We start from the raw sequence: 22,356 nt of genomic DNA, 5'->3' as shown, positions 1-22,356 counted from the left end.
CGCCCGGGCCGCCCGGCCCTGGCCACCCCCCCGGGCTGCCCGCCCCCGGCCAGCCCCCGGCCGCGCGGGCCCCCCGGGGGGCCCCCCCCGCTCCGTGATCATGGCGTCGCGGTGTTCGCGCAGCTCGCGATACCGGCGCGGATCTTGCTCTGCACCACGCGTGTCGCGGACTCGGTGATCCGCGCGGCGAACGCCGGGTCGCTCTTCGCGGCCGCCACCAGCGCCTCGGACATCGGCCCCGCGTCGGACAGTCGCACGCTGAGCACCAGGTCGCCGCCGGCTTTCACGAAGCGCACCGCCCGCTGCCCCAACGGCACCGAGCCGACCGCCTCGGCGGCGCCGAGGTCGTCGGAGAGCACCAGCCCGGTGAAGCCGAGCTTGCCGCGCAGCAGATCGGTGACGATCGGCGCGGAGAACGCGGCCACGTTGGCGGGATCGAGCTTGGGATACGTCGCCGAGGAGATCATGACCGCGGCCGATCCGGCCGCGATGCCCTTGCTGAACGGCCGCAGCGCCGGATCGTCCGCGGTGGTCAGGTCGTCGCGGGCGCCGGTCGACGTGTCGGTGTTGACCCGCACCCGGCCCAGCCCCGGGAAGTGCTTGAGCGTGGTGAGCACCCCGGCGCCCTGCACCGCCGACACCACGGTCGCCACGTCGTCGGCGACCTCGTCCGGCGTCGAGCCGTACTGCCGGTCGAACCCTCCGATCGGCGGGTTCGCCTTGCCCACGTCCGTCGGCACCACGTCGGCGACGGGCGCGAGGTCGATGGTCACGCCGATGTCCTTGAGGCGCCCCGCCCACTCGGCGGTGCGCCCGCTCAGCGTGCCGGCGTCGAGCCGGCCCTGGCTGACCCCGGACGGGATGGCCGGGAAGTCCGTGCCCTTCAGGGTCTGCACCTGCCCGCCCTCCTGGTCGATGCCGATCTGCAGCGCGAGCCCGGAAGCCTGCCGTGACGCGTCCTGCAGCTGGCCGATCGCCTGCCGCATCGAGGCGGCCGACGCCGAGCTGCGCCCGGCCAGGAAGATCCCCCCGATCTTGTACCGCTGAATCGTCTGCACCGCGTTCAACGGAGACCCGATCGGCGTGCCGATCATCAGCAGCTGGGCGGCCTGCTGCTCCAGCGTCATCTTGGCCACCAGCGAGGTGGCGCAGTCGGCGCTCGCCGACGGCGACGGCGCGCCCGCGGACCCGGCATCGCTCCGTCCCGGCGACACCGCGCCGGCCGACGAGTTCGCCCCGACGTCCCGCGACGATCCGCCGAGCGCCCCCGAGACCGTGACGACGACCCCGGCCGCGACCAGCGCGACGGCCACCGTGACGACGGCCCACACCGGGAACGGCCCGATCCGCCCGCGCTCGCCGAGGCGGCGCGTTCCTCTCGGCATCCGTTTACTCCATCCCGCGCGACTCGCTGGCGGCGCTTCCCACGCCACGACCGAGGATACGGAAGCGGGTCAGGAGCGCCTCACCGGATCCGACAGAGTTGCCACACCATCGCGCGTCCCCACTCTTCACGCGTACGCCGTGAGGAAGCGGTCACGGAACGCATCCATGCGCCACACCGGAGCCCTCTGATCGGGTCGCAGCCCGTTCTGCCATCCCCAGCCCGAGATGCGCTCGAGCACCTTCGGGTCGTGGGCGACGATCGTGATCGGCACGTCCCGGTTCAGCGTGTCCCCGACGATGACCGGTGACGGCTGGTGATCGCCCAGGAACACCACGACGAGGTTGTCGTCCCCATACCGCTCGATGTACGAGATGATGCTGCTCAGTGAGTACACGATCGCGTTGCGGTACGCGGTGCGGACCTTCTCCGGCGTGCGCCACGCGACGTCCGGCGGGTCGCCGGCGGTGCTCATCGAGTCGTACACGGTGCCGTCGCCGACCTCGTCCCAGCCGACCATCCGCGGGATCGGCGTCCACGGCGCGTGGCTGGACACGAGGGGTATCTCCCCCATCACCGGCCGGTGTCCAGGCCCGCGCTCGAGCCGCTGGAACGCGGCGAGCGTGAACTGGTCGGGCACCGGCACGTAGCTGAACTTCGGCCCGCGGTAGCCGATGTTCCGGGAATCGTAGAACTCGTGGTACTGGAAGAACCTGCCCTCCGGCCAGTCCCGGTCGTTCGCCGGCATCATCCCGGCGACGCGCCAGCCGGCCCGGCGGAACGCGGCATTGAGCGTGAACCGATCGCCGGCCAGCAGCGTGTCGCTGCGCCGCTGGTTGTTCACCCACAGCCCGGACAGCAGCGTGTCGTGGGCGAGCCAGCTGCCACCGCCGAACGTCGGCGAGGTGAGCAACGCGCTGCGGGCACCGAACCCGGCCGCTCCCAGCCGCCGCGTGCCATCGTCGAGGGTGGCCCCGACCTGCGCCGCGAACGGCGGGTTGTGCACCGCATCCCGTCCGTAGCTCTCCACGAACATGAACAGCACGTCCTTGCCGCGCAGCGCGGTGAGCAATTGCGCACCGGGCTTGTCACGGAACGCGTCCTCGGCGGCCTGGTCGCCGAACCTCTTCGCGTCGTCGATGTCCCGGCGCACGAGCGAAACCTGGTCGCCGAGGGTCCCGGTCGCACTGTCGGACGCGACAGGCAGGCCGTGGGCGGCCTGCAGGTTCAGCACCGCACACACGGCCCACACCGCCGCCAGCACCGCCGCGCCACGGGTCGTGGCGACCGGATGACGCAGCGCGAGCCGCCCGAGGCGCCGCAGCGTCAGCGTCATGACCACCGGCACCGACAGCACCACGGCCCCGAGCACGACCGCGACCCCGATCGCAGCCGGGCGCCCGGCGGACGAGCTGACCAGCCCGAACGCCGGCCGCAACAGCACCCAGTCGAGCACCGGGTCGAACGGCCGCCCCAGCGCGGTGTAGAACCCGAGGTTGAACAACCGGATGACGACGAGCACGCCGAGCACCACCCCGGCAACGGCGAGGACGGCGATCCGCATCCGCCCGCGCACGGCGAGGAACACCGCGACGAGCAGCAGCCCTTCGATCGGGACGCGCGCGAACGCCGCCGGACCGAACTGCGTCAGACGGTCGGGGGCGAGGAGCGCGAACAGCACGACGGCGGCCCCGAGCAGCGTCCCGACCCAGGCGAACACGCCGCGTGCGACGCTGCCGGCACCGCGTCCCGCACCCTCACCCACGCGGCCCCTGACACCGGCCTTCGCGGCGTTCACGGAACGCGACGACACGGTCATCCGGACGACACCGACACCGAGAGCGACTGCCGCCGCCAGCGCCACAACACCTCGGAGCCGAACGACTCCACGAGGAACAGCAGCGAGATCGCCACGGCGGCGGTCGTCACCCCGCGCGGGAGCAGCCCGGAGGCCGCCACCGCAAGGGTCACGCCCTGCATCGCCGCGACCACCTTCCGCCAGTATCGCGGCGGGACCGGCCCGCGCAGCCACGGCACCAGCCAGGTGGAGAAGCCGATCACGTACCGCATCGCCCCGATGACGAGGACCCACGGCCCGACCGACTGCGCCACGTACACGCTCAGCACCAGGATCAGCCAGGCGTCGGTCTCCATGTCGAACTTCGCACCCAGCGCCGTGACCCCGCCGGTACGCCGCGCGACATACCCGTCGACCGCGTCCATCGCCAGCGCGACCGCACTCAGCGTGCACAGGACCGGCACGGGCGCGGGACGCGTGAACGAGTCGGCGATCAGCGCGGCCACCCCGCCGACGAGCCCGGCCCGGGTCAGCGTCACCCAGTTCGCCGCGCCGAACACCTCGGCTCCGCTGCGTCGCAGCCCGTGACCCAGCGCCACGAACGTGACGACACCGCTGGCGAGACCGACCAGCCAGCCCGCCGTACCGAGCCGGACACTCGCCGCGAGAGCGCCCAGCACGGCGAAGTGGAAGATCAGTCCAACGACCGGACCGGTTCGAACCCTCGGCATCGTCGCTCCGTATAGGTGGCTGTGCTTCGTGACAATGGACCCGACAATGCATACGCGCACGGCTCCGCGGCGGTTCGATCGCCCTGGATCATGCCGGACGCGGCACCGGCTTCGGGTCCGGCCGGGACGAGCCGATCGCAGACGCAGGAAACGGGTACGCCCCGATGAACCGAACCAGGAAGGAGCGCCCAATGCGCGAGGCCCGGGCGTTCTGGATCACCGCCGGCTCCCCCGCGGTCCCCGCGCCGCCCCGCGGTGAGATCCGTTCGGTCACGTTGCGCCCGCCAACCGGCGACGAGGTCATGGTCCGGACCATGTACTCGGGCGTGAGCCGCGGCACCGAGACGCTGGTGTTCTCCGGCAAGGTCCCGCCGGACCAGCACGCGATCATGCGCGCACCGTTCCAGGAAGGCGACTTTCCGTATCCGGTCAAGTACGGATACCTCAACGTGGGCGTCGTCGAGGCCGGCCCGCCAGCGTTGGTCGGCCGCGCGGTGTTCTGCCTCTTCCCTCATCAGACCGGCTATGTGGTACCGCGCGAATCGGTCGTGGAACTGCCCGACGGCGTGCCCCCGCAGCGGGCCGTTCTCGCCGGGACGGTCGAGACCGCGGTGAACGCCCTGTGGGACGCCGCCCCGCTGATCGGCGACCGCGTCACGGTCGTCGGCGCCGGCATGGTCGGCTGCTGCGTCGCCGCGCTGCTGGCCCGTTTCCCGGGCGCCGAGGTGGAGCTCGTCGACACCGACCCGGCACGGAGGGCGACCGCCGAGGCGCTGGGCGTGACGTTCGCGACGCCGGACACCGCGTCGACCGGTCGCGACCTCGTCGTACACGCGAGCGCCTCCCAGGCGGGCCTGCAGCGCTCGCTGGACCTGCTCGCCCCGGAGGGGACGGTCCTGGAGCTGAGCTGGTACGGCGACCGCCCGGTCACCCTCGCCCTGGGCGGCGCGTTCCACTCCGGCCGGCTCACGATCCGCAGCAGCCAGGTGGGCACCGTGTCACCGGCCCGGCGCGCCAGCCGCACGTACGCCGACCGGATGGCGCTGGCCCTGCGCCTGCTGCGCGATCCGGCGTTCGACGCACTCATCACCGGCTCCTCGCCGTTCGAGGACCTGCCGGTGGTGCTCCCTCGCCTCGCCGCGGGCACCCTGCCGGCCCTGTGCCACCTGATCACCTACGGCAACGAGTAAGCAATTCCCCGAGACAGGAGCCACTCCGCGTGTACAGCCTCACCGTCCGTGACCACATGATGATCGCCCACAGCTTCCGCGGCGAGGTCTTCGGCCCGGCCCAGCGTCTGCACGGCGCGACGTACATCGTCGACGTGACCTTCTTCCGCCCGGAACTGGACGCCGACAACCTGGTGGTCGACATCGGCCGCGCGGCAGAGGAGCTGAAGGATGTCCTGGCCGCGCTGAACTACCGAAACCTGGACGACGACCCTGGCTTCGCGGGCGTGAACACGTCAACGGAGATGCTCGCCGCAGTGGTCGCCGACCGCCTGGCCGCCCGCGTGCACGCGGGCGCCCTGGGTGCCGGCGCCGCAGGCCTGCAGCGAATCTCGGTGACACTGCGTGAGTCCCACGTCGCCTGGGCGACATACGAGCGTCCCCTGTGACCCGACCGCACCGGGCCACGGCGGACAAACCGCAAGCAGCGCCGCCGAGCGACACCGAGTTGCACGTGGTACTGCCCAACGACATCGACGACGCCGCGGCGCCGAGCGGCGGCAATCGGTACGACCGCGAGCTCTGCACCGGCCTCGCCGCACTTGGCTGGCCGGTGTGCGAGCACCCCGCGCAGGGCGCCTGGCCAAAGCCGGACGCCGGCGACCTGGCCGCGCTCGACGAACTCATGGCCGGTCTGCCGCGGGGCGCATCCGTCCTGGTCGACGGCCTGGTCGCGTCGTGCGCGCCGGAGACCGTGGCGGCACACGCACCCCGGCTGCGGCTGGCCGTGCTGGTGCACATGCCGTTCGGTGACACCGACCCGGCGGCGCGCCCGGCCGAGTCGCGGGCGCTGCTCGCCGCGTCCGCGATCATCGCCACCAGCGAGTGGACGCGCCGCCGCCTGTCGGACCTGTACGACCTTCCCACCGACCGTATCGACGTCGCCACGCCCGGTGTCACCCCGGCCCAGCCCGCCACCGGCAGCGGCGACGTTGACTTCGGCGGCGGCGCTGCGCTGCTGTGCGTTGCGGTGATCGGGCCCCACAAGGGCCACGATGTGCTGGTGGAGGCCCTGGCCCGGCTCGTCGACCTACCTTGGACGTGTGTCTGCGTGGGCGCCCTGGACCGCGACCCGGATTTCGTCCGCACCCTGACGGCACGCATCGACGCGCTCACCATCGGCGACCGGCTGCGACTGGCCGGCCCGAGGACGGGCGCCGACCTCGACGCCCTGTACTCGGCGGCGGACCTGCTCGTCCACCCGTCCCGCGGCGAGACGTACGGCATGGTCGCCGCCGAGGCCCTGGCCCGCGGCATCCCGGTCCTGGCCACGACAGCCAAGGGCCTGACGGATGCCGTCGGACGCGCCCCGGACGGCGCCGTGCCCGGACTGCTGGTCCCGCCGGACGACCCGGCCGCGCTCGCCGCCGCCCTGCGCCGCTGGCTGACCGATCCCGCCCTCCGTCGCCGCCTGCGCTTCGCCGCCCTGGCCCGCCGCGCGACGCTGACGGACTGGACGGTAACCGCCCGTACGGTCGCGAAGGCGCTCCGGCGGCTGTCATCCGACCAGATCCGGCACCCGGGATGAACCCGATCGCCGCGGAAGACGTACGACACTCAGAGATCCCCTGAAGGAGTCCGCCATGCAGCGCATCCACGTGCCCGCGCACGAGGCCGCGCCGGACACGAACGCGCCGGCGCCGGCGGTCGCTCCTGACGCTCGCAGCTCACTCGCCGCGGACGAAGGCGCGGAGAACGAGAGCAGGCTGCAACGGCGCCTCGACCACCGCCGCACACGCCCTCCTGCGGCGGGCCGCCGTCCCGACGCGGAATCCGGCCCCGGTGCGGGCTCTCCCGGCGGCCGGCGCGACGGTGTGCGGAGGCCGAAAATCCCCTGGGGGCTCCTGCGGACGCTTGGCGGGCTGGCCGTGCTGGCGGTGCTGTTGTGGCGGCTGGGCAGCGGGCCGTTCCTCGCCGGGCTGCGGATGATCGACGCCTGGGCGCTGGTCGCGGCGCTCGGGGTCGGGGCGGCGACCATCGTGGCGTGCGCCTGGCGGTGGCGGCTCGTCGCGGGCGGGCTGGGCCTGCGACTGCCCCTGCGCTCGGCGGTCGCGGACTGTTACCGCGCGGTGCTGATCAACTCCATGCTCCCGGGGGGCGTGCTGGGTGACGTCGACCGTGCGGTCGGTCACGGGCGGGAGCGCGGCGACGTCGGCCGGGGGATCCGTGCTGTGGTGTGGGAGCGCACCGCGGGGCAGGTGGTGCAGTGCGCGCTCGCGGTGGCACTGCTGTGGGCGCTGCCGTCGCCGGTACAACCGTATGTGCCGCGCATCGCGATCGCGCTGGCCGTGATCGGCTTGGTCTTCGCGCTGCTGGCGCTGGTCGCCGGTCGGCGTGGGCCGCGGGCGTGGCGGCGGACGGTGCGCACCGTGCGCGCCGACGTACGCGAAGTGCTGCTGGCGCGGCGGATCTGGCCTGGCGTCGTGTTCTTCTCGGCGGTCGCCGTCGGTGGGCACCTCGTGACGTTTCTGGTCGCCGCGCGTACCGCCGGGCTGACCGCCCCGGCCGCACAGCTGCTGCCGCTGATGCTCCTGGCCCTGCTGGCGATGGGCCTGCCCGCGAACGTCGGCGGGTTCGGTCCGCGCGAGGGCGTTGCCGCGTGGGCGTTCGGCGCCGCCGGGCTGACCGCCGCGCAGGGAGTCGCGACAGCGAGCGTCTACGGGGTACTGGTGTTGGTGTCGAGCCTTCCCGGCGTCGCGGTCCTGCTGTTCCGCCGACGCGCCATGGCCAGCTGAAGGAGAGCGACAGCATGACCACGTTCGGCGCTCGCACCGATGCGCACACCTCGCCCGCCGGCAGTGCCGGCGCGGCCACGAGCAGCGATGTCACGACGCCGCGCGAACGGCCGTACGTGGTGCTGAGCTGCGCGATGTCGCTCGACGGCTACCTGGACGACGCCACCGACGAACGGCTCATGCTGTCCAACAGCGAGGATCTCGATCGCGTCGACGCGATGCGCGCCGAATGCGACGCGATCCTGGTGGGCGCCAACACGATCCGCCGCGACAATCCGCGGCTGATGGTGCGCGCCCAGGAGCGGCGGGAGCGGCGCGCCGAGAACGGGCTACCACCGCTGCCGGCCAAGGTCGCGATCGTCGGGCACGGTGATGTCGACCCGGAGTCACGGTTCTTCACCGAGGGTGACACCGACAAGATCGTGTACTGCGCGACAAGGACGGCCCGCCGCAACCGCGCCCGGCTGGACGGCCGCGCCACCGTCGTCGACGGCGGCGAGCCGGTCGACCCCGGCCTCGCCCTCGAGGATCTCGCGGCGCGCGGCGTGCGGCGGCTGCTGGTCGAGGGCGGCGGCACGATCCACACGATGTTCCTCACGGCCGGCCTTGTCGACGAGCTCCAGCTGGTGATCGCGCCGTTCTTCGTGGGTGACGGGCGAGCGCCGCGCTTCGTCGGCGACGGACTGTTCCCGTGGCATCCGGGCCACCGTGCCGCCATGGCCGAGGTCCGGCAGATGGACGACCTGGTCCTGCTCCGGTACGCCATGTCCGACCGTTTCGAGACCTCTTGACCCCGTGACGCAGTCCGACCACTCGGATCCGGATATACTCGAACGGTACCCGATATATAAAGGATGGTCTGCGATGACGAAGGTACTTATCGATGTCGACGATGACGCCCTTGCCGAGGCATCGGCGCTGCTCGGCACCAAGACCAAGAAGGACACGGTCAACACCGCCCTGCGCGAGACAGCCAACCAGCTGCGTCGGGCCAAGGCCCTGGCTCGCCTCGCAGAGCTCGGCGAGAGCGGCGCATTCGACGAACTGCTGGACAAGGGCACGTATCGCACATGACACCGGCCCGCTTCCTGGTCGACACGAGCGCGGTGGTCCGGCTGCTGCGCGACCGAGACGTTCGCGCTCGCTGGCAGCCGCAGGTCACCGCGGGCGTCATGGGCATCTGCCCAATCACCGAGCTGGAACTGCTGCACAGCGCCCGGTCGAAGGCCGACCGTGAGGAATGGCTGGAACTGTTCGACGCGACCTTCGCATGGATCGCGATGCCCGAGCGGGTCTTCAGCCGAGCAACCGAGGTCCAGGCTGCCATGACCGCTCGCGGCACCCATCGCTCAGCCAGCGCGGCCGACCTGCTCCTCGCCGCGACCGCCGAACTGAGCAGCCTCACACTGGTCCATTACGACCACGACTTCGACGAAGTCACCAAGGTAACCGGCCAGCCGACGATATGGATCGCCCCACCCGGCTCCATCACGTAACCACGAAGATCTAGCGCCGTCCCGGATCTGCTATTTCTTGTTCTTTTTCCGCGGCTTGACCGTGATGTGGATCGGGGTGCCGGTGAACTCGAACTCCTCGCGCAGGCGGCGCTCCACGAAACGGACATAACCCGGGTCCAGGGCCCCGGTAGTGAACAGCACGAACTTCGGCGGGGAAACACCGGCCTGGGTGGCGAACAGCACCCGCGGGGCGCGGCCGCCGCGGACCGGGTGCGGGGTTGCCTGCACGAGCGCGGTGAGCCACTGGTTGAGCTGGCCGGTCGGCACCCGGCGCTCCCAGTTCGCCAGGGCCGTGCGCAGCGCGGGGGCGAGCTTGTCCACAGCGCGGCCGGTCAGCGCGGAGACGTTGACGCGCACCGCCCACGGGACGCGGCGCAGTTCGCGGTCGATCTCCTTGCCGAGTTGATACCGGCGGTCGTCGTCGACGAGGTCCCACTTGTTGAACGCGATGACCAGCGCACGGCCCGACTCGATGACCATCGAGATGATGCGCTGGTCCTGCTCGGAAATGGGCTCGCTCGCATCGAGCAGAACGATCGCGACCTCGGCGGCCTCGATCGCGGCATTGGTGCGCAGCGATGCATAGTACTCGGTGCCGCTGGCGTGGGAAACGCGTTTGCGAAGGCCGGCGGTGTCGACGAGGTGCCACGTCTCGCCGCCGAACTCGACGAGGCTGTCGACCGGGTCGACGGTCGTTCCGGCGACCGAGTCGACGACCGCCCGCTCCTCTTTGGCGAGCTTGTTCAGCAGGCTGGACTTGCCGACGTTCGGACGTCCGACGAGGGCGATCCGGCGAGGGCCGGCCTCACGAGGTACGACCGGACGGGCTTTTGGAAGGTTTTCCAGAATCTTGTCGAGGAGGTCTCCCGAACCGCGGCCATGCAGGGCCGACACCGGGAAGGGTTCACCCAGGCCCAGGCCCCACAGGCTGGCGATCTCGCCCTCGATGCGGTCATTGTCGACCTTGTTGGCGACCAGGATGACCCGGCTGCCGTTGCGGCGCAGCATGCGCACGGCCGCCTCGTCGTCGGAGGTCGGCGGGATCGTGGCATCGACGACGAGGAGCACCACATCGGCGGTCTGCGCGGCGATTTCGGCCTGCGTGGCGATGGCCTTCGCGCGCTCGCGGGCATCGGGCAGCCAACCGCCGGTGTCGACGATCGTGAATTGCCGACCGGTCCACTCAGCGTCATACGCGATCCGGTCGCGCGTCACTCCGGCGACGTCCTCGACGACCGCCTGCCGGCGCCCGAGCACGCGGTTGACCAGGGTGGATTTTCCGACGTTGGGGCGGCCGACGACGGCGACGATGGGCAGGCTCAGCTCGATCTCCGGCTCGGCGTCGACGGCCTCGCGCGAGACGTCTGCGGACATCGAGTTCACGCCGTCACCTTGTCGAGCATGCGCTGCAGCCGGTCGACCACCTCGTCGATGCCGAGTGAGGTGGTATCGAGCACGACGGCGTCCTCGGCCTGGCGCAGCGGATCAGCCGCACGGGTCGAGTCGAGGCGGTCGCGGCGGGCGAGGTCGGCGGCGGTCGCCGCCTGGCTCGAGGCGTTCTCGCTGCTGCGGCGGCGGGCGCGTTCCTCGGCGTCGGCGGTCAGATACACCTTGAGGTCGGCGTCCGGCGCCACGACCGTGCCGATGTCGCGCCCTTCGACGACGATCCGTTCCGCCTCGGCGATGATCTCCCGCTGGCGGGCGACGAGCAGCGCGCGCACGGCCGGCACCGCCGAGACCGCCGACACCGCCCGCGTCACCTCGGACCCGCGGATCTCGTGGTCGACGCCGATCCCGTCGACGCTGATGTGTGGCGCCGCCGGGTCCGTCCCTATGGTCATCTGCACGTCCTCGGCCACCGCGGCGATCTTGTCGGCGTCGCCGAGGTCGACGTTGTCGCGCAGCACGGCATATGTGACGGCGCGATACATCGCGCCGGTGTCCAGGTAGCGGGCGTTGAGCGCCTGAGCGACCCGCCGGGAGATCGTCGACTTACCTGAGCCGGACGGCCCGTCGACGGCAACCACCAGTTGCCGACCTTCGTCGTGCACGCCCGTCTCCTAACACAGATGACTCGATGAAGCCCTTCAAAACAGTACTTGACCCGCCGATGACACCCGCCCACGGGAGGGGCCGTCACACCTGGCTTCCGTGGTATGACACGCGGGCGTACCGACTCGCCACCGTTTCGGACATTTCCGGAATACCGGCCAAGATGTGAGCTGTCGACCTCACCGGTCGGCGCTGTCGCCATCGCCACAGGGCAGGCACGGTTCGGCAGGTTCGGAAATCTCGGACATTTCGGATAGGCAACCCGTGCTGGCGCAATTCTCGCTCGCACCGGCCAGATCAGAGCCGCACGCCTCCGCCTCATCGACGGCAGACAACCCGCACCGCTCCCCCATCGCCCGATCGGCCTCCGGCAGGTGCGTCAGCACCGACCGCGAGATGTCGATCAGTGCGTCCACCTGCCCCGGTTGCAGAGCGTCGAAGAACCAGTGCCGCACGTGAGCAACGTGCCGCGGCGCCGCGGCCGTCACCGCTTCCCAGCCGGCCTCGGTCAGCACGACGAACGCGCCGCGCGAGTCGTCCGGGCAGGGCTCGCGCGCGACCAGGCCGCGCGCCACCATCCGCGTGATCTGGTGCGTGAGCCGGGTCTTCTCCCACTCGGCCGCGTGGCGCAACTGGAACACGCGCAGCCGCCCGCCCGGCGCCTCGGACAGGCTCACGAGCACCGAGTACTCGGCACCGGTCAGGCCGGTCTCGCGCTGCAGCTGTCGCGCCATGCGCCGTTGCACCTCGGCGTTCAGCGCGAGATATCCGCGCCAGGCCCGCTGCTCACGCTCGTCGAGCCAGTCCGGTTCCGTCACAAGACGAAGTCTACGGGAATGGGTGACACGTCACCGTAGTTCTGAGCTATCGTCTCGGTGACACGTCACCCTTGGCGGTGACGCCCCTCCAGGAAGAGGAAGCAAGCAATGACCAAGGTCGGAATCATCCTCGGCAGCACCCGCCCGGGCCGTAACGGCGAGGCCGTGGCCAAGTGGGTCTACGACATCGCGAGCCGGCGCGGGGACGCGGAGTTCGAGCTGGTCGACCTGCTCGACTACAACCTGCCGCACCTGGACGAGGCCGCCCCTGCGGCGATGGGCCAGTATGCGAACGAGCACACCAAGCAGTGGGCGGCCAAGATCGCCGAGTTTGACGCGTACATCTTCGTGACGCCGGAGTACAACCACTCGACCAGCGGCGCGCTCAAGAACGCGATCGACTTCCTCTACGCCGAGTGGAACAACAAGGCGGCGGGCTTCGTCAGCTACGGCTCGGCGGGCGGCACGCGCGCGGTCGAGCACCTGCGGCTCATCGCCGGCGAGCTGCAGATCGCCGACGTGCGCGCCCAGGTCGCGCTGTCGCTGTTCTCGGACTTCGAGAACTTCAGCGTCTTCAAGCCCGGCCCGCAGCACGAGGCCACGCTGAACACCGTCCTCGATCAGACGGTGGCTTGGGGCAAGGCCCTCGCCACGGTGCGCAAGGGCTGATCGACCCGCTCATTCCTGGCCGGCCGGGCTTCCGAGGGAGGGTTCCGGCCGGCCTTTTCCTTCATCGGCCCTTGTTCTTCGTCGGCGCGCCCTTCGGCCGCTACTCGCCGACCGCCTTGAACAGGGCGCCCACCTCGGCCTGCGACAGGTGCCGGGTGCGGCCCGGGCGCAGGTCGCCCAGGCGGATCGGGCCGATCTGGGTGCGGATCAGCCGCTGCACCGGGAAGCCCACCGCGTCGAACATGCGGCGCACGATGTGGTTTCGGCCCTCGTGCAGGATGACCTCGACGAGGGCGACCTTGCCATACGCGTCCACGACCCGGAACGAGTCCACCTTCGCCGGACCGTCCTCGAGCATGACGCCGGCCTTCAGCTCCCTGCCCATCGCGCGCGGGACCGGGCCGGGGATCTCCACCTGATACGTCTTGGCGACCTCATACGACGGGTGCATCAGCTTGTGCGCCAAACCCCCGTCGTTGGTGAGCAGCAGCAGGCCCTCGCTGTCCTGGTCCAGCCGGCCGACGTGGAACACCCGCGTGCTGATGTTCGGCAGGAAGTCAGCGATCGCGTCGCGACCCTTCTCGTCGTCCATCGTCGAGACCACGCCGCGTGGCTTGTTCAGCGCCAGGTACACCATTCGCGTGTCCGTCACCAGTCGCTGACCGTCGACGTGGATCGCGTCACGTATCGCGTCCGCCTTGTCGCCGAGCGTGGCCTCCTTGCCGTTGATGGTGACGCGGCCCTCGTCGATCATGCGCTCGCAATTGCGCCGCGAGCCCAGGCCGGCCGCGGCCAGAATCTTCTGCAGCCGCTCCTCGTGGCGCGGCGGCACGGCGTCCGGTGGCGCGGCGAAGGCGGAATCCTCGAACTCCACGAACTCGGACTCAATGGACGGGTCAACGCTGGGCATCGGCGATCTCATCTATGTCGTCGGGCAGGAACGGGGCGAGCGGCGGCAGCTGATCGACGCTGTCCAAGCCGAGTTTCTCCAGGAACAGCGTGGTGGTCCGGTACAGGAATGCGCCACTCTCGGGCTCACTCCCGATCTCCTCGATCAGACCTCTCGTAACCAGCGTACGGACCACGCCGTCACAGTTCACACCGCGGATGGCCGAGATGCGCGACCTGGTCACTGGCTGCTTGTATGCGACTACGGCGAGCGTCTCCAGCGCGGCCTGGGTAAGCCGAATCTGTTGCCCGTCGAGAACGAATTTCTCCACATATGCGGCATATTCGGGTCGGGTGTAGAGCCGCCAGCCCCCGGCCACCCGCCGAAGATCAAAGCCAAAACCCATCGAGGTGTACTGCCGGGACGCCGCCTCCAGCGCCGTCAGCACCCGATCGACCGGCTGCTCAAGCACCTGGGCGAGTGTCACCTCGCTGGTCGGCTCGTCGACGACCAGCAGAATCGCCTCTACCGCACCGCGAAGCTCACTGTCGGTCATCTCCGCCCGAACACTCTCGGCCGGAGCCTCCTTCTTCGTGCCCACCTTGACCTGCGCCACGACACCCGGCGCCCCCGCAGCCTCAACGAGAGACGCAGGATCCGCGACAGACTCGGACGCGACAGAGGGCTCGGAGGGGGCAGTGGAATCGGACAGGGCAGTGGAATCGGTTTCGACAGCGGGCTCGGACTCGACAACCGCCTCGGCGACAGACTGAGACTCAGGTTTGACGACCGACCCGACCTCGGACAGAGCCTCAGGCACCGCCTCGGCGACAGACTGAAGCTCAGGCTCGACGACCGACCCGGCCTCGGAGAGAGCCTCAGGCTCGGCAACCGATTCGGGCTCCGCCGCAGTGACCGGCTCGGGCTCGGGGACGGTCTCGGGCTCAGACTCTGGAGCCGGTTCGGGCTCGGAAACCGACGCAAGCTCGGACTCAGGCTGCGAAACCGGCGCCGGCTCGGACTCCGGCACAGAATCCGACGCAAGCTCCGGCCCGGGCTCAGCGACCGGCTCAGGCTCCGAAGACGAAACCGAATCCGAAGGCTCCGGCGCGGTGGGTTCCGACGCATCAAAGGAATCCGGAGAGGCCGACGAATCAGCGGCGCCCGAGAAAGCCGGCGAATCAACCGCATCTGCGGAGGCCACCGAATCAGCCGCATTCGAAGAAGCCGGTGAATCAGCGGAATCCGGGGAGTCGGGATCCTCGGGGTCGGACTGCCACTGCAAGTCGGGAAAGGACTGCGGCTGCGTTTCCGGCTTCGGGCGGGCCCACGGTGGAATCCAGTTCGCGGCCTGGTCGGCAAGCGACCCCGTCGGCTTGTCGTCCTGGTTCACTCGTCCACCTCGTTGTCCACGTCCACCCCAGCGTCCCCGCCCACCGACAGGTCCGAAGCATCCAACGAACCCGCGGAATCCACCAAGTTGGAGGAATCTGGAGGATCGGCAGGAGTGGGGCCGCCGGCCGCCGGAGCCGGCGACCCTTCGTACTCCTCGACCTCGATGCTGACGTCCGCGTCCTCGGCGGCCGTCCAGTGCACGATGAGTTCGCCCAGCGCCTGCACCTGCTCGAAGTTGATCAGATTCTCGCGGTACAACTCCAGGAGGGCGAGGAAGCGGGCAACCACCTCCAGCGTCGACTCGCAATCCACGCACAGGTCGGCGAACGTCGCAACGCGACATTCCCGCAGGCGGTCGCGCATGATGTTCGCGTGCTCGCGCACGCTGACCCGCACCATGTGGATGTGCGCGATCGACACGACCGGCGGAGTCTTCGGGGTGAACGCCTTCAGCGCCAGCTTCAGCAGCCGCTGCGGGCCGACGCCGAGGACCAGGTCGGGCAGCGCCTCAGCGTAGCGCGGCTCGAGGGCGACCGAGCGCGGGTAGCGCCGCGACCCGATCGCCTCAAGGCCGGCGATGTGGGCGGCGGCCTCCTTGAAGGCCTTGTACTGCAGCAGCCGCGCGAAGAGCAGGTCCCGCGCCTCCAGCAGCGCGAGATCCTCCTCGTTCTCGACGGTCGCCGAGGGCAGCAGCCGCGCGGCCTTGAGGTCGAGCAGTGTCGCCGCCACGACCAGGAACTCCGAGGCCTCGTCGAGATCCCAGGCGTCGCCCATCGCCCTGATGTACGCGATGAAATCGTCCGTCACCGTGTGCAGCGCGACCTCGGTGACGTCGAGCTTGTGCTTGCCGATGAGCTGCAGCAGCAGGTCGAACGGGCCGGTGAAATTGGCGAGCCTGACCTGAAAACCGGAGGTGGCCGGAGCCGACGGGTCCGAAGCAGCCGCCGGGGCCGGCACGGACGCGGGAACCGGCGCAGCGTCCAGTGGCCCGGCGGCGTCCGAGGACGGCGGGGGCGGGGACGCCGAGTCGAAAACCGACGCCGAGTCCAAAACCGGCTCAGTCACGCGAAGAACCTAGCGCACGAACAGCGAAAACCCTTACAGCCGCCGCTCGGCCTGCTGCGCGATCACCTCGCGCGCCAGCTGCCGGTAGTTGCGCGCACCGGAGGAGGCCGGGTCGAGGGTGGTGATGGGCGCACCGGCGACGGTCGACTCCGGGAACTTGACCGTCTTGGTGATCACGGTCTGATACACCTTGTCACCGAACGCCTCCACGACCCGCTGCAGCACCTGGCGGCAGTGCGTGGTGCGGCTGTCATACATCGTGGCCAGGATGCCCTCGAGCTCCAGGTCGAAGTTGAGCCGCTCCCGCACCTTGTCGATCGTATCGAGCAGCAGCGCGACACCGCGAAGTGAAAAGAACTCACATTCCAGCGGGATCATGACGCCGTGTGCGACGGTGAGGGCGTTGATCGCGAGCAGGCCGAGCGAGGGCTGGCAGTCGATCAGGATGAAGTCATACTCCTTGAGCACCGGGCGCAGCACCCGGGCCAGGGCCATCTCCCGCGCGACCTCGGTGACCAGCTGGATCTCGGCGGCGGACAGGTCGATGTTGGCCGGCAGCAGGTGCAGCCCGGCGACGTCCGTCTTGATCCTGATGTCCTCGACCGTCACGTCGGAGTCCATCAGGACGTTGTAGATCGTGAGATCGAGGTTGTGGGGATTGACGCCGAGACCGACCGAGAGCGCGCCCTGCGGGTCGAAGTCGACGAGTAGCACCCGCCGCCCGTACTCCGCGAGCGCCGCGCCGAGGTTGATGGTCGACGTCGTCTTGCCGACGCCGCCTTTCTGGTTGGCCATCGCGATGATCCGCGCCGGGCCGTGCCGGTCCATCGGCATCGGCTCGGGAATCGCTTTGCGCATTGTGTACGCGGTCGGGTCGGCCGGCCCGAGCTCCGCACCGAGGTCAAGCGAGGCCTGCTCGGCGCGCATCGCGGTGGTCCACGACTCCGCCTGGTCGCCCATGCCTGTCATCGCTGTCTTCGCCCCTCCCGGCGGCTTTGTCTCCACCCGGGACCGAATCGGCGTCGGCCTGCGGGGGGGAGCGAGTCAGCCGTTGCCCGACTGTACGTCACTGCAGGGTACATATCGCACTGCGCGCCCGGCGTGTCGCGAAGCTCATCGTTGGGTACGGTCATGCACGTGTTGGGACCAGGGGACGTGCTCGGCGCTCGATACCGCCTCGATGAGTTCGTCGCCAGCGGCGGCATGGGGCAGGTGTTCCGGGCCACCGACAAGACGCTCGGGCGCACCGTGGCCGTGAAGGTGCTGCTACCGGGCCACGTGGCCAACGCCGAGTTCGGCAGCCGGTTCCGTTCCGAGGCACGCATCATGGCCTCGATCGGGCACCCGGGCGTCGTCGGCGTCTACGACTACGGCGAGACCCCCGAGGGCACGCTGTTCCTGGTCATGGCGTTCGTCGACGGCAGCGCCCTCGGCGAGCGGATCAAGGCCGCGGGCGCGCTGCCGGTCGAGGAGACCCTCAGGATCGTGGCCCAGGCAGCCGACGCGCTGCACGCCGCCCATGAGAAGGGGATCATCCACCGCGACGTCAAGCCCGGCAATCTGCTCGTCTCCGACAACGGTGCCGTCACCCTGGTCGACTTCGGCGTGGCCCGCTCCGAGTCGGTCACCTCGGTCACGAAGGTCAACGCCGTCATCGGCACCGCGCTGTACATGTCGCCCGAGCAGGCCTCCGGCAACCCCATCTCGCCGGTGACGGACGTCTACGCGCTCGGCGTCGTGGCGTACCACTGCCTCACCGGCGCCCCGCCGTTCAGCGGCAACTCGCCGCTCGAGATCGCCATCAAGCATCTGCAGGACGAGCCCCCGCCGCTGCCGGAGACGCTGGCGCCCGCCACGCGCGCGCTGGTCGAGCGGGCCATGGCCAAGGATCCGCAGGACCGCTTCCCCACCGCCGCCGCCATGGCCGCCGCGGCCCGCGCCGAGCGGACCGCCACGCGCGAAGACCTGGATGTCGTACCGCTGGTGCGCACCTCCGCACCGACCGCCATCACGACGCCCGAGCCCGACGGTGACGGCGATGGCGAGCCGGCCGGGCGCCCGCTGTGGGTCCCGATCGCCGCCGGCGTGGCGATGGTCGCGCTCGTCACCGGCGTCGTCCTGGCGGCGATCGCGCTGAACCGCAAGTTCGTCAGCCCGCCCGACTCCAGCGGCCCCCACCCGATCGTCTCGGCGTCGGTGGCCACGCCGACGTCGGCCCACGAGCCAGGCGCCCCGCCCCCGTCGCACGCCCCGACGCACGACGATTCGCCGCGGGCCGGCACCCCCTCGGCGACCGCGTCCCCGAGCTCCTCGGCGCCGGGCAGCCACCCGGCGTCGTCGGCTCCCCCGGCGACGAGCAAGCCGCCGGCCGAGCCGACGACGCAAGCTCCGTCCCCGCCACCGGCATCGCAGGAAGCCACGGCCGCCGCGGCACCGTGATCGCGCGCAGCACCCCGGCGAAAGACTGAAACAGGCGATAAGTCCGGCCATGCACAGCCCGGCTTATCGCCTATTTCAGCATAAACGGGCAGTCACCCCAAGGCGGTACCCGTATCGTCCGGACGTACCGACTTGGCTCGACATTTGCCGTCGATCGGGACATAGGCCCCGTTGACCGGAAAAAGAATCCGCAATCGTGTGCAACCCTTCCCCGGGCGGTTCCGTCCACCCTCGACGAAGGGAGCCCGCCGGGTGAATCAAGACGACGAGGCGCATTTCCGCGAATTCGTCACCGCGCGATTCGACGGTCTGCGCTCGCTCGCCTACCTGACCTGCGGGGACTGGCACACCGCCGAGGACGCGGTCGCCGCGTCGCTGGCCAAGCTGTACGTGCGCTGGAAGAAGGTGGACACGCCGCTGGCGTACGTGCGGCGGGCGATCGTGCACGCCCTGGTCGACGAGAGCCGGCGACCGTGGCGCCGCCGGGAACGCTCAGCCGGACACGCGCTGCCCGAACTGCCTGGGCCCGACCACGCCGACCAGGTCGACGAGCGGCTGCGGATCCGCGCCGCGCTCGCCCGCATGGCACCCGGCCAGCGCGCCGTGCTGGTGCTGCGGTACTACGAGGGGCTGAGCGTTGAGGAGACCGCCGAGGTGCTCGGCCGCCAGCCGGGCACGGTCAAGAGCCAGACCGCCAGGGGGCTCGCCGCGCTCCGCGCACTGCTCGGCGCGGAGGAACTGCGGGCCACTGACGACACCGCAGGCGGCGCTGTGGCGGATGGCGTCGTCCCGATCGGCCTCGGCCACGACCAGGATGGGAGGGAAGGGCATGGAACAGGATCTGCGCACGCTGCTGACGTCGGTGCGGGACGATGCGCCGCCACCGCGGCTCAGCGTTGACGACATCACCGCCGCAGGCCGGCACCTCGCCCGCCGCCGGCGGCGGCTCGCCCTGCTGTCGTCGGTCGGCGGGGGCGCCGCGGCGGCGGTCGCGGCCGTCACCGCGGCCCTGGTCCTGGCCGCGACACCGGCCGCGCTGACGCCCGCGGTCGACCCGAGCACCCTGCACAACCCGGCGATGTCGGCGGGCTGGACGGCGTTCGCCGACGCGCAGCCGTTCGTGACCACGTACAAGGGCTACACGGCCGGGTCCTACCTGGTGAGCGACCCCGACCTGGTGACCATGGCGTACCAGCAGTCCTCGATCGACGCCGGGATCGACCTGTCGGCCAACTTCTCGTCGCCGCTGCCCACGACGGCGGCGTCGGTGCCCGGCCTGTCGCGCGTGCCGGGGCTGCTCCGCGGCGGGATCCTGGTGGTGTACCGCCCCGGCGCCTTCCACGCGGCCGCGTTCGGTAAGTCCGCGCAGAAGCTCGGGGTGCGCGCGGGCGTCGGGCTGCTGCACTACGCCGGCGACTCGGCCGAACCGCCGCTGCCGAGCGCCGACCGGGCTGGGATGCAGACGGTGCGGGGGCAGGTGCCGACCCTGGCCTGGCAGTACACGACGGACGCCTGGGCGGCCATCTACTGGTCGTCGTGGGAGAGCGTGCCCACGAAAGAGGAACTCGTCGCGATCGCCGACGGGCTCGCGCCGTCTGCGACGAAGGAGTTTCCCGTCGGCTTCCTTCCCTCGTCCCTGCCGCACGGCTTCAGCCTGCTGTCGGTGAGCTACGGCACCGACATGGGGGACATGGGCAGCGGCGAGCAGGTGGTGTCGGCCGTCCGCCTGTCGCCGCAGCACCCGGCGCTGCCCCTGACCGAGCCGATCGACCTGCAGAGCTTCCCGGCGCTGACGCTGTCGTTCGGCCGCACCGACGCCGGGCCCAGGATGGCCGACAAGCTCGACTGTACGTCCAGCATCGAGTGCCAGCGGGTGCTCGGCGACGGCACCACGTATGTCAAGGCCGAGCTCAACGGCCTCAAGCCGACCCCGGCGAGCCAGGTCACGCAGATCACGCTGGGCATCAGGCCGCAGGACGCGGACAACACGGCGGCGTGGCCACCCGCGATCAAGGTGTTCCCCTGAACGCACGGCATCTACAGCACCCCGGCGAAAACTCGCGTGCGCGAGGGGCCGGGGTGCTGTAGCGTCTTGCGCATGCGTTTCTGAGCCCACTGACGCCGCGCGCGCCCGCCGCTGACCGCCGATCCGGCGCAGCAGGCCGGCCCCCGTTGTGGGTTTATCACTTCCCGCTTCGCCTCCCGCGCGGCAGCAGCCTGTCCGTCTACCGCCAGTCGTTTGCAGCCTGTCCAGCAGCCTGTTGGCTGCGGTCAGCACGTCCCGCGAAGGAGACGCTCCCATGCCTGCCGTAAACCATTCAGACGAATCCGCGCACGCCGCCGAGCATGCCGCGCACGCCTCGGACAGGACCCCCGAGGCCGAGAGCACGGCCGCGGAGGCCGTCGAGGAGAGCGCGCCGGCCAATCCGCTCGAGGCCCTGCGCCGCGCCCAGGCCAATCGCTCGCTGCCCCCGGGTTCGGGCGGCCGCGGCGGCCGCGGCGGCGTCGGCAAGGGTGGCAGCCCCAAGGCCCCACGCATGTACAACCGCCACAAGTAGCCCGCGCCCGGCGGCGCGTCGCCCGCCCGGCCACCCGGCACGGGTACCCGGCACCACGGGCGACGCGCCGCACCCGATAGGTCTCCCGCATCCAGCCATCGCGGGTCAGCGTGCGCGCGGGTGCGCCGTCGCGTAGACCTCGCGCAGCCGGTCGACCGTGACCAGGGTGTACACCTGCGTCGTGGTCACCGAGGCGTGCCCGAGCAACTCCTGCACGACCCGGATGTCGGCGCCGCCGTCGAGCAGGTGCGTGGCGAAGGAGTGCCGCAGCGTGTGCGGCGAGACGCCGGCCGGCCCGTCGACCGGCAGGCCGGCCCGGTGCGCGGCCTTGCGCAGGATCGTCCAGGCGCTCTGCCGCGACAGCGCGCCCCCGCGTGCGTTGAGGAACACGTTGGGCACGCCGGTGCCGTTGGCGGAAAGCGACGGGCGGCCGCGGACCAGGTACGCGTCCAGCGACGTGCGCGCGTAGTTGCCCATCGGCACCAGCCGGGTCTTGCCGCCCTTGCCGCGCAGCACGGCCATGCCGGGCCGGGCGTCGAGGTCGAGGGCGTCGACGGCGATGCCGACCGCCTCGGAGATGCGGGCGCCGGTGCCGTAGAGGAACTCCAGCAGCGCCGCGTCGCGCAGGTCCAGCGGCCCGGCGGCCTGCGGCGGCACCGCGAGCAGCCGCGACACCTGGTCGACGTCGAGCGCCTTGGGCAGCCGCTTGGGCAGCGACGGCGGCTTCACCTCGCGCGAGGGGTCGTCCGGCGCCAGCCCCTCCAGCAGCGCGAAGCGGTGCAGGCCGCGCACGGCACTGGCGGCACGGGCGGCCGAGGAGGCCGACAGCGGCGGGCTGTCGCCGTCGGCCGTGCGCAGCGCCGCGACATGGCCGGCGATGTCGCGCGCGGCCACGTCGGACAGGCGGCCGATCCCGGCCCCGGCCAGCCACTCGACGTAGCGTTCGAGATCACGGCGGTACGACGCGAGCGTGTTCGCCGCGAGCGCGCGCTCGACGGTCAGGTGGTCCAGGTAGGCGTCGACGACACGGCTCAGCTGCACAGTCGGGTTCCCGCCGTCGACGTCCACCATGGAGTT

The 22,356-nt window shown here is 70.9% G+C and carries 23 protein-coding genes; 12 read left to right on the top strand and 11 right to left on the bottom strand.

The annotated features are described in order from the left end of the window. Positions 1–98 precede the first annotated feature (98 nt). The 3 genes from AB0367_RS35565 to AB0367_RS35555 form a co-directional block, all read right to left on the bottom strand. Complete coding sequence (locus AB0367_RS35565) at positions 99–1,385, bottom strand: glycoside hydrolase family 3 N-terminal domain-containing protein (protein ID WP_366230907.1); 1,287 nt, start codon at positions 1,383–1,385, stop codon at positions 99–101. Between the two features lie 126 nt (positions 1,386–1,511). Beyond that, on the bottom strand, positions 1,512–3,149 hold the full coding sequence (locus tag AB0367_RS35560) for a sulfatase (protein ID WP_366230906.1): 1,638 nt from the start codon (positions 3,147–3,149) through the stop codon (positions 1,512–1,514). A 50-nt stretch (positions 3,150–3,199) separates the two neighbouring features. Then, positions 3,200–3,913 (bottom strand): CDP-alcohol phosphatidyltransferase family protein, encoded by a 714-nt coding sequence (locus tag AB0367_RS35555; protein ID WP_366230905.1) that lies wholly within the window; start codon positions 3,911–3,913, stop codon positions 3,200–3,202. A 191-nt stretch (positions 3,914–4,104) separates the two neighbouring features. On the opposite strand from AB0367_RS35555, the gene AB0367_RS35550 reads away from it, so the two are divergent. From AB0367_RS35550 to AB0367_RS35520, 7 genes are all read left to right on the top strand, one after another. Further along, a complete protein-coding gene (locus AB0367_RS35550; RefSeq protein ID WP_366230904.1) occupies positions 4,105–5,103 on the top strand; it encodes a zinc-binding alcohol dehydrogenase in 999 nt (332 codons plus the stop codon). A gap of 29 nt (positions 5,104–5,132) precedes the next feature. Then, positions 5,133–5,531, top strand: coding sequence for a 6-carboxytetrahydropterin synthase (locus AB0367_RS35545; protein ID WP_366230903.1), 399 nt, complete (start codon positions 5,133–5,135; stop codon positions 5,529–5,531). Positions 5,532–5,590: 59 nt separating this feature from the next. Further along, complete coding sequence (locus tag AB0367_RS35540) at positions 5,591–6,670, top strand: glycosyltransferase family 4 protein (RefSeq protein WP_366230913.1); 1,080 nt, start codon at positions 5,591–5,593, stop codon at positions 6,668–6,670. 55 nt (positions 6,671–6,725) lie between these two features. After that, complete coding sequence (locus AB0367_RS35535) at positions 6,726–7,877, top strand: lysylphosphatidylglycerol synthase transmembrane domain-containing protein (protein ID WP_366230902.1); 1,152 nt, start codon at positions 6,726–6,728, stop codon at positions 7,875–7,877. A 14-nt stretch (positions 7,878–7,891) separates the two neighbouring features. Then, positions 7,892–8,668 carry a dihydrofolate reductase family protein gene (locus tag AB0367_RS35530; RefSeq protein WP_366230901.1) on the top strand — a complete coding sequence of 259 codons (777 nt, stop codon included), beginning with the start codon at positions 7,892–7,894 and terminating at the stop codon, positions 8,666–8,668. A 73-nt stretch (positions 8,669–8,741) separates the two neighbouring features. After that, the gene (locus AB0367_RS35525; RefSeq protein WP_366230900.1) at positions 8,742–8,951 is read left to right on the top strand and encodes a type II toxin-antitoxin system VapB family antitoxin; all 210 of its coding nucleotides are present in this window, start codon (positions 8,742–8,744) and stop codon (positions 8,949–8,951) included. Then, entirely contained in the window at positions 8,948–9,373 is a 426-nt protein-coding gene (locus AB0367_RS35520; protein WP_366230899.1) for a PIN domain-containing protein, read from the top strand. Before AB0367_RS35525 ends, AB0367_RS35520 begins: the two co-directional genes overlap by 4 nt. A gap of 30 nt (positions 9,374–9,403) precedes the next feature. Here AB0367_RS35520 and der read toward each other — a convergent pair whose 3' ends face one another. The 3 genes from der to AB0367_RS35505 all read right to left on the bottom strand — a co-directional run bounded on the left by der (position 9,404) and on the right by AB0367_RS35505 (position 12,264). After that, positions 9,404–10,768 (bottom strand): ribosome biogenesis GTPase Der, encoded by a 1,365-nt coding sequence (der, locus tag AB0367_RS35515; RefSeq protein ID WP_366230912.1) that lies wholly within the window; start codon positions 10,766–10,768, stop codon positions 9,404–9,406. A 5-nt stretch (positions 10,769–10,773) separates the two neighbouring features. After that, positions 10,774–11,445 carry a (d)CMP kinase gene (gene cmk / locus AB0367_RS35510; RefSeq protein ID WP_366230898.1) on the bottom strand — a complete coding sequence of 224 codons (672 nt, stop codon included), beginning with the start codon at positions 11,443–11,445 and terminating at the stop codon, positions 10,774–10,776. Between the two features lie 180 nt (positions 11,446–11,625). Continuing rightward, positions 11,626–12,264, bottom strand: coding sequence for a MarR family winged helix-turn-helix transcriptional regulator (locus tag AB0367_RS35505; RefSeq protein ID WP_366230897.1), 639 nt, complete (start codon positions 12,262–12,264; stop codon positions 11,626–11,628). 108 nt (positions 12,265–12,372) lie between these two features. Here AB0367_RS35505 and AB0367_RS35500 point away from each other — a divergent pair, with 108 nt between their 5' ends. Then, entirely contained in the window at positions 12,373–12,933 is a 561-nt protein-coding gene (locus AB0367_RS35500; RefSeq protein WP_366230896.1) for an NAD(P)H-dependent oxidoreductase, read from the top strand. Positions 12,934–13,033: 100 nt separating this feature from the next. Here the strand turns inward: AB0367_RS35500 and AB0367_RS35495 are convergent, their stop codons facing one another. From AB0367_RS35495 to AB0367_RS35480, 4 genes are all read right to left on the bottom strand, one after another. Continuing rightward, on the bottom strand, positions 13,034–13,843 hold the full coding sequence (locus AB0367_RS35495) for a pseudouridine synthase (protein ID WP_366230895.1): 810 nt from the start codon (positions 13,841–13,843) through the stop codon (positions 13,034–13,036). Beyond that, on the bottom strand, positions 13,830–15,215 hold the full coding sequence (gene scpB, locus AB0367_RS35490; protein WP_366230894.1) for an SMC-Scp complex subunit ScpB: 1,386 nt from the start codon (positions 15,213–15,215) through the stop codon (positions 13,830–13,832). The genes AB0367_RS35495 and scpB overlap by 14 nt, the downstream gene beginning before the upstream one ends. Beyond that, entirely contained in the window at positions 15,212–16,174 is a 963-nt protein-coding gene (locus AB0367_RS35485; protein WP_366230911.1) for a ScpA family protein, read from the bottom strand. The genes scpB and AB0367_RS35485 overlap by 4 nt, the downstream gene beginning before the upstream one ends. Positions 16,175–16,315: 141 nt before the next feature. Continuing rightward, the gene (locus AB0367_RS35480) at positions 16,316–17,251 is read right to left on the bottom strand and encodes a ParA family protein (RefSeq protein ID WP_366230893.1); all 936 of its coding nucleotides are present in this window, start codon (positions 17,249–17,251) and stop codon (positions 16,316–16,318) included. Positions 17,252–17,419: 168 nt separating this feature from the next. Between AB0367_RS35480 and AB0367_RS35475 the strand changes: the two genes are divergently transcribed. From AB0367_RS35475 to AB0367_RS35460, 4 genes are all read left to right on the top strand, one after another. After that, positions 17,420–18,721, top strand: a complete 1,302-nt coding sequence (locus tag AB0367_RS35475; protein ID WP_366230892.1) for a protein kinase — start codon at positions 17,420–17,422, stop codon at positions 18,719–18,721. A 252-nt stretch (positions 18,722–18,973) separates the two neighbouring features. Further along, positions 18,974–19,621, top strand: coding sequence for a SigE family RNA polymerase sigma factor (locus AB0367_RS35470; protein WP_366230891.1), 648 nt, complete (start codon positions 18,974–18,976; stop codon positions 19,619–19,621). Beyond that, positions 19,551–20,747: a hypothetical protein gene (locus tag AB0367_RS35465; protein WP_366230890.1), complete on the top strand. Its 1,197-nt coding sequence runs from the start codon at positions 19,551–19,553 to the stop codon at positions 20,745–20,747. Before AB0367_RS35470 ends, AB0367_RS35465 begins: the two co-directional genes overlap by 71 nt. A 274-nt stretch (positions 20,748–21,021) precedes the next feature. Then, a complete protein-coding gene (locus AB0367_RS35460) occupies positions 21,022–21,279 on the top strand; it encodes a hypothetical protein (RefSeq protein ID WP_366230889.1) in 258 nt (85 codons plus the stop codon). 105 nt (positions 21,280–21,384) lie between these two features. Here AB0367_RS35460 and AB0367_RS35455 read toward each other — a convergent pair whose 3' ends face one another. Next, on the bottom strand, positions 21,385–22,350 hold the full coding sequence (locus tag AB0367_RS35455) for a site-specific tyrosine recombinase XerD (RefSeq protein ID WP_366230888.1): 966 nt from the start codon (positions 22,348–22,350) through the stop codon (positions 21,385–21,387). Positions 22,351–22,356: the final 6 nt, after the last annotated feature.

The organism is Dactylosporangium sp. NPDC051484 (assembly GCF_040689395.1).
GTDB lineage: Bacteria > Actinomycetota > Actinomycetes > Mycobacteriales > Micromonosporaceae > Dactylosporangium.
This window is presented reverse-complemented; position numbering and strand designations above follow the sequence as displayed.

Coding starts and splice junctions, on each gene's coding strand:
- AB0367_RS35480 (WP_366230893.1), bottom strand. CDS start 17,251: ATGACAGGCATGGGCGACCAGGCGGAGTCGTGGACCACCGCGATGCGC.
- AB0367_RS35455 (WP_366230888.1), bottom strand. CDS start 22,350: ATGGTGGACGTCGACGGCGGGAACCCGACTGTGCAGCTGAGCCGTGTC.
- AB0367_RS35525 (WP_366230900.1), top strand. CDS start 8,742: ATGACGAAGGTACTTATCGATGTCGACGATGACGCCCTTGCCGAGGCA.
- AB0367_RS35565 (WP_366230907.1), bottom strand. CDS start 1,385: ATGCCGAGAGGAACGCGCCGCCTCGGCGAGCGCGGGCGGATCGGGCCG.
- AB0367_RS35555 (WP_366230905.1), bottom strand. CDS start 3,913: ATGCCGAGGGTTCGAACCGGTCCGGTCGTTGGACTGATCTTCCACTTC.
- AB0367_RS35495 (WP_366230895.1), bottom strand. CDS start 13,843: ATGCCCAGCGTTGACCCGTCCATTGAGTCCGAGTTCGTGGAGTTCGAG.
- AB0367_RS35530 (WP_366230901.1), top strand. CDS start 7,892: ATGACCACGTTCGGCGCTCGCACCGATGCGCACACCTCGCCCGCCGGC.
- der (WP_366230912.1), bottom strand. CDS start 10,768: ATGTCCGCAGACGTCTCGCGCGAGGCCGTCGACGCCGAGCCGGAGATC.
- AB0367_RS35535 (WP_366230902.1), top strand. CDS start 6,726: ATGCAGCGCATCCACGTGCCCGCGCACGAGGCCGCGCCGGACACGAAC.
- AB0367_RS35500 (WP_366230896.1), top strand. CDS start 12,373: ATGACCAAGGTCGGAATCATCCTCGGCAGCACCCGCCCGGGCCGTAAC.
- AB0367_RS35460 (WP_366230889.1), top strand. CDS start 21,022: ATGCCTGCCGTAAACCATTCAGACGAATCCGCGCACGCCGCCGAGCAT.
- AB0367_RS35550 (WP_366230904.1), top strand. CDS start 4,105: ATGCGCGAGGCCCGGGCGTTCTGGATCACCGCCGGCTCCCCCGCGGTC.
- AB0367_RS35520 (WP_366230899.1), top strand. CDS start 8,948: ATGACACCGGCCCGCTTCCTGGTCGACACGAGCGCGGTGGTCCGGCTG.
- AB0367_RS35465 (WP_366230890.1), top strand. CDS start 19,551: ATGGAACAGGATCTGCGCACGCTGCTGACGTCGGTGCGGGACGATGCG.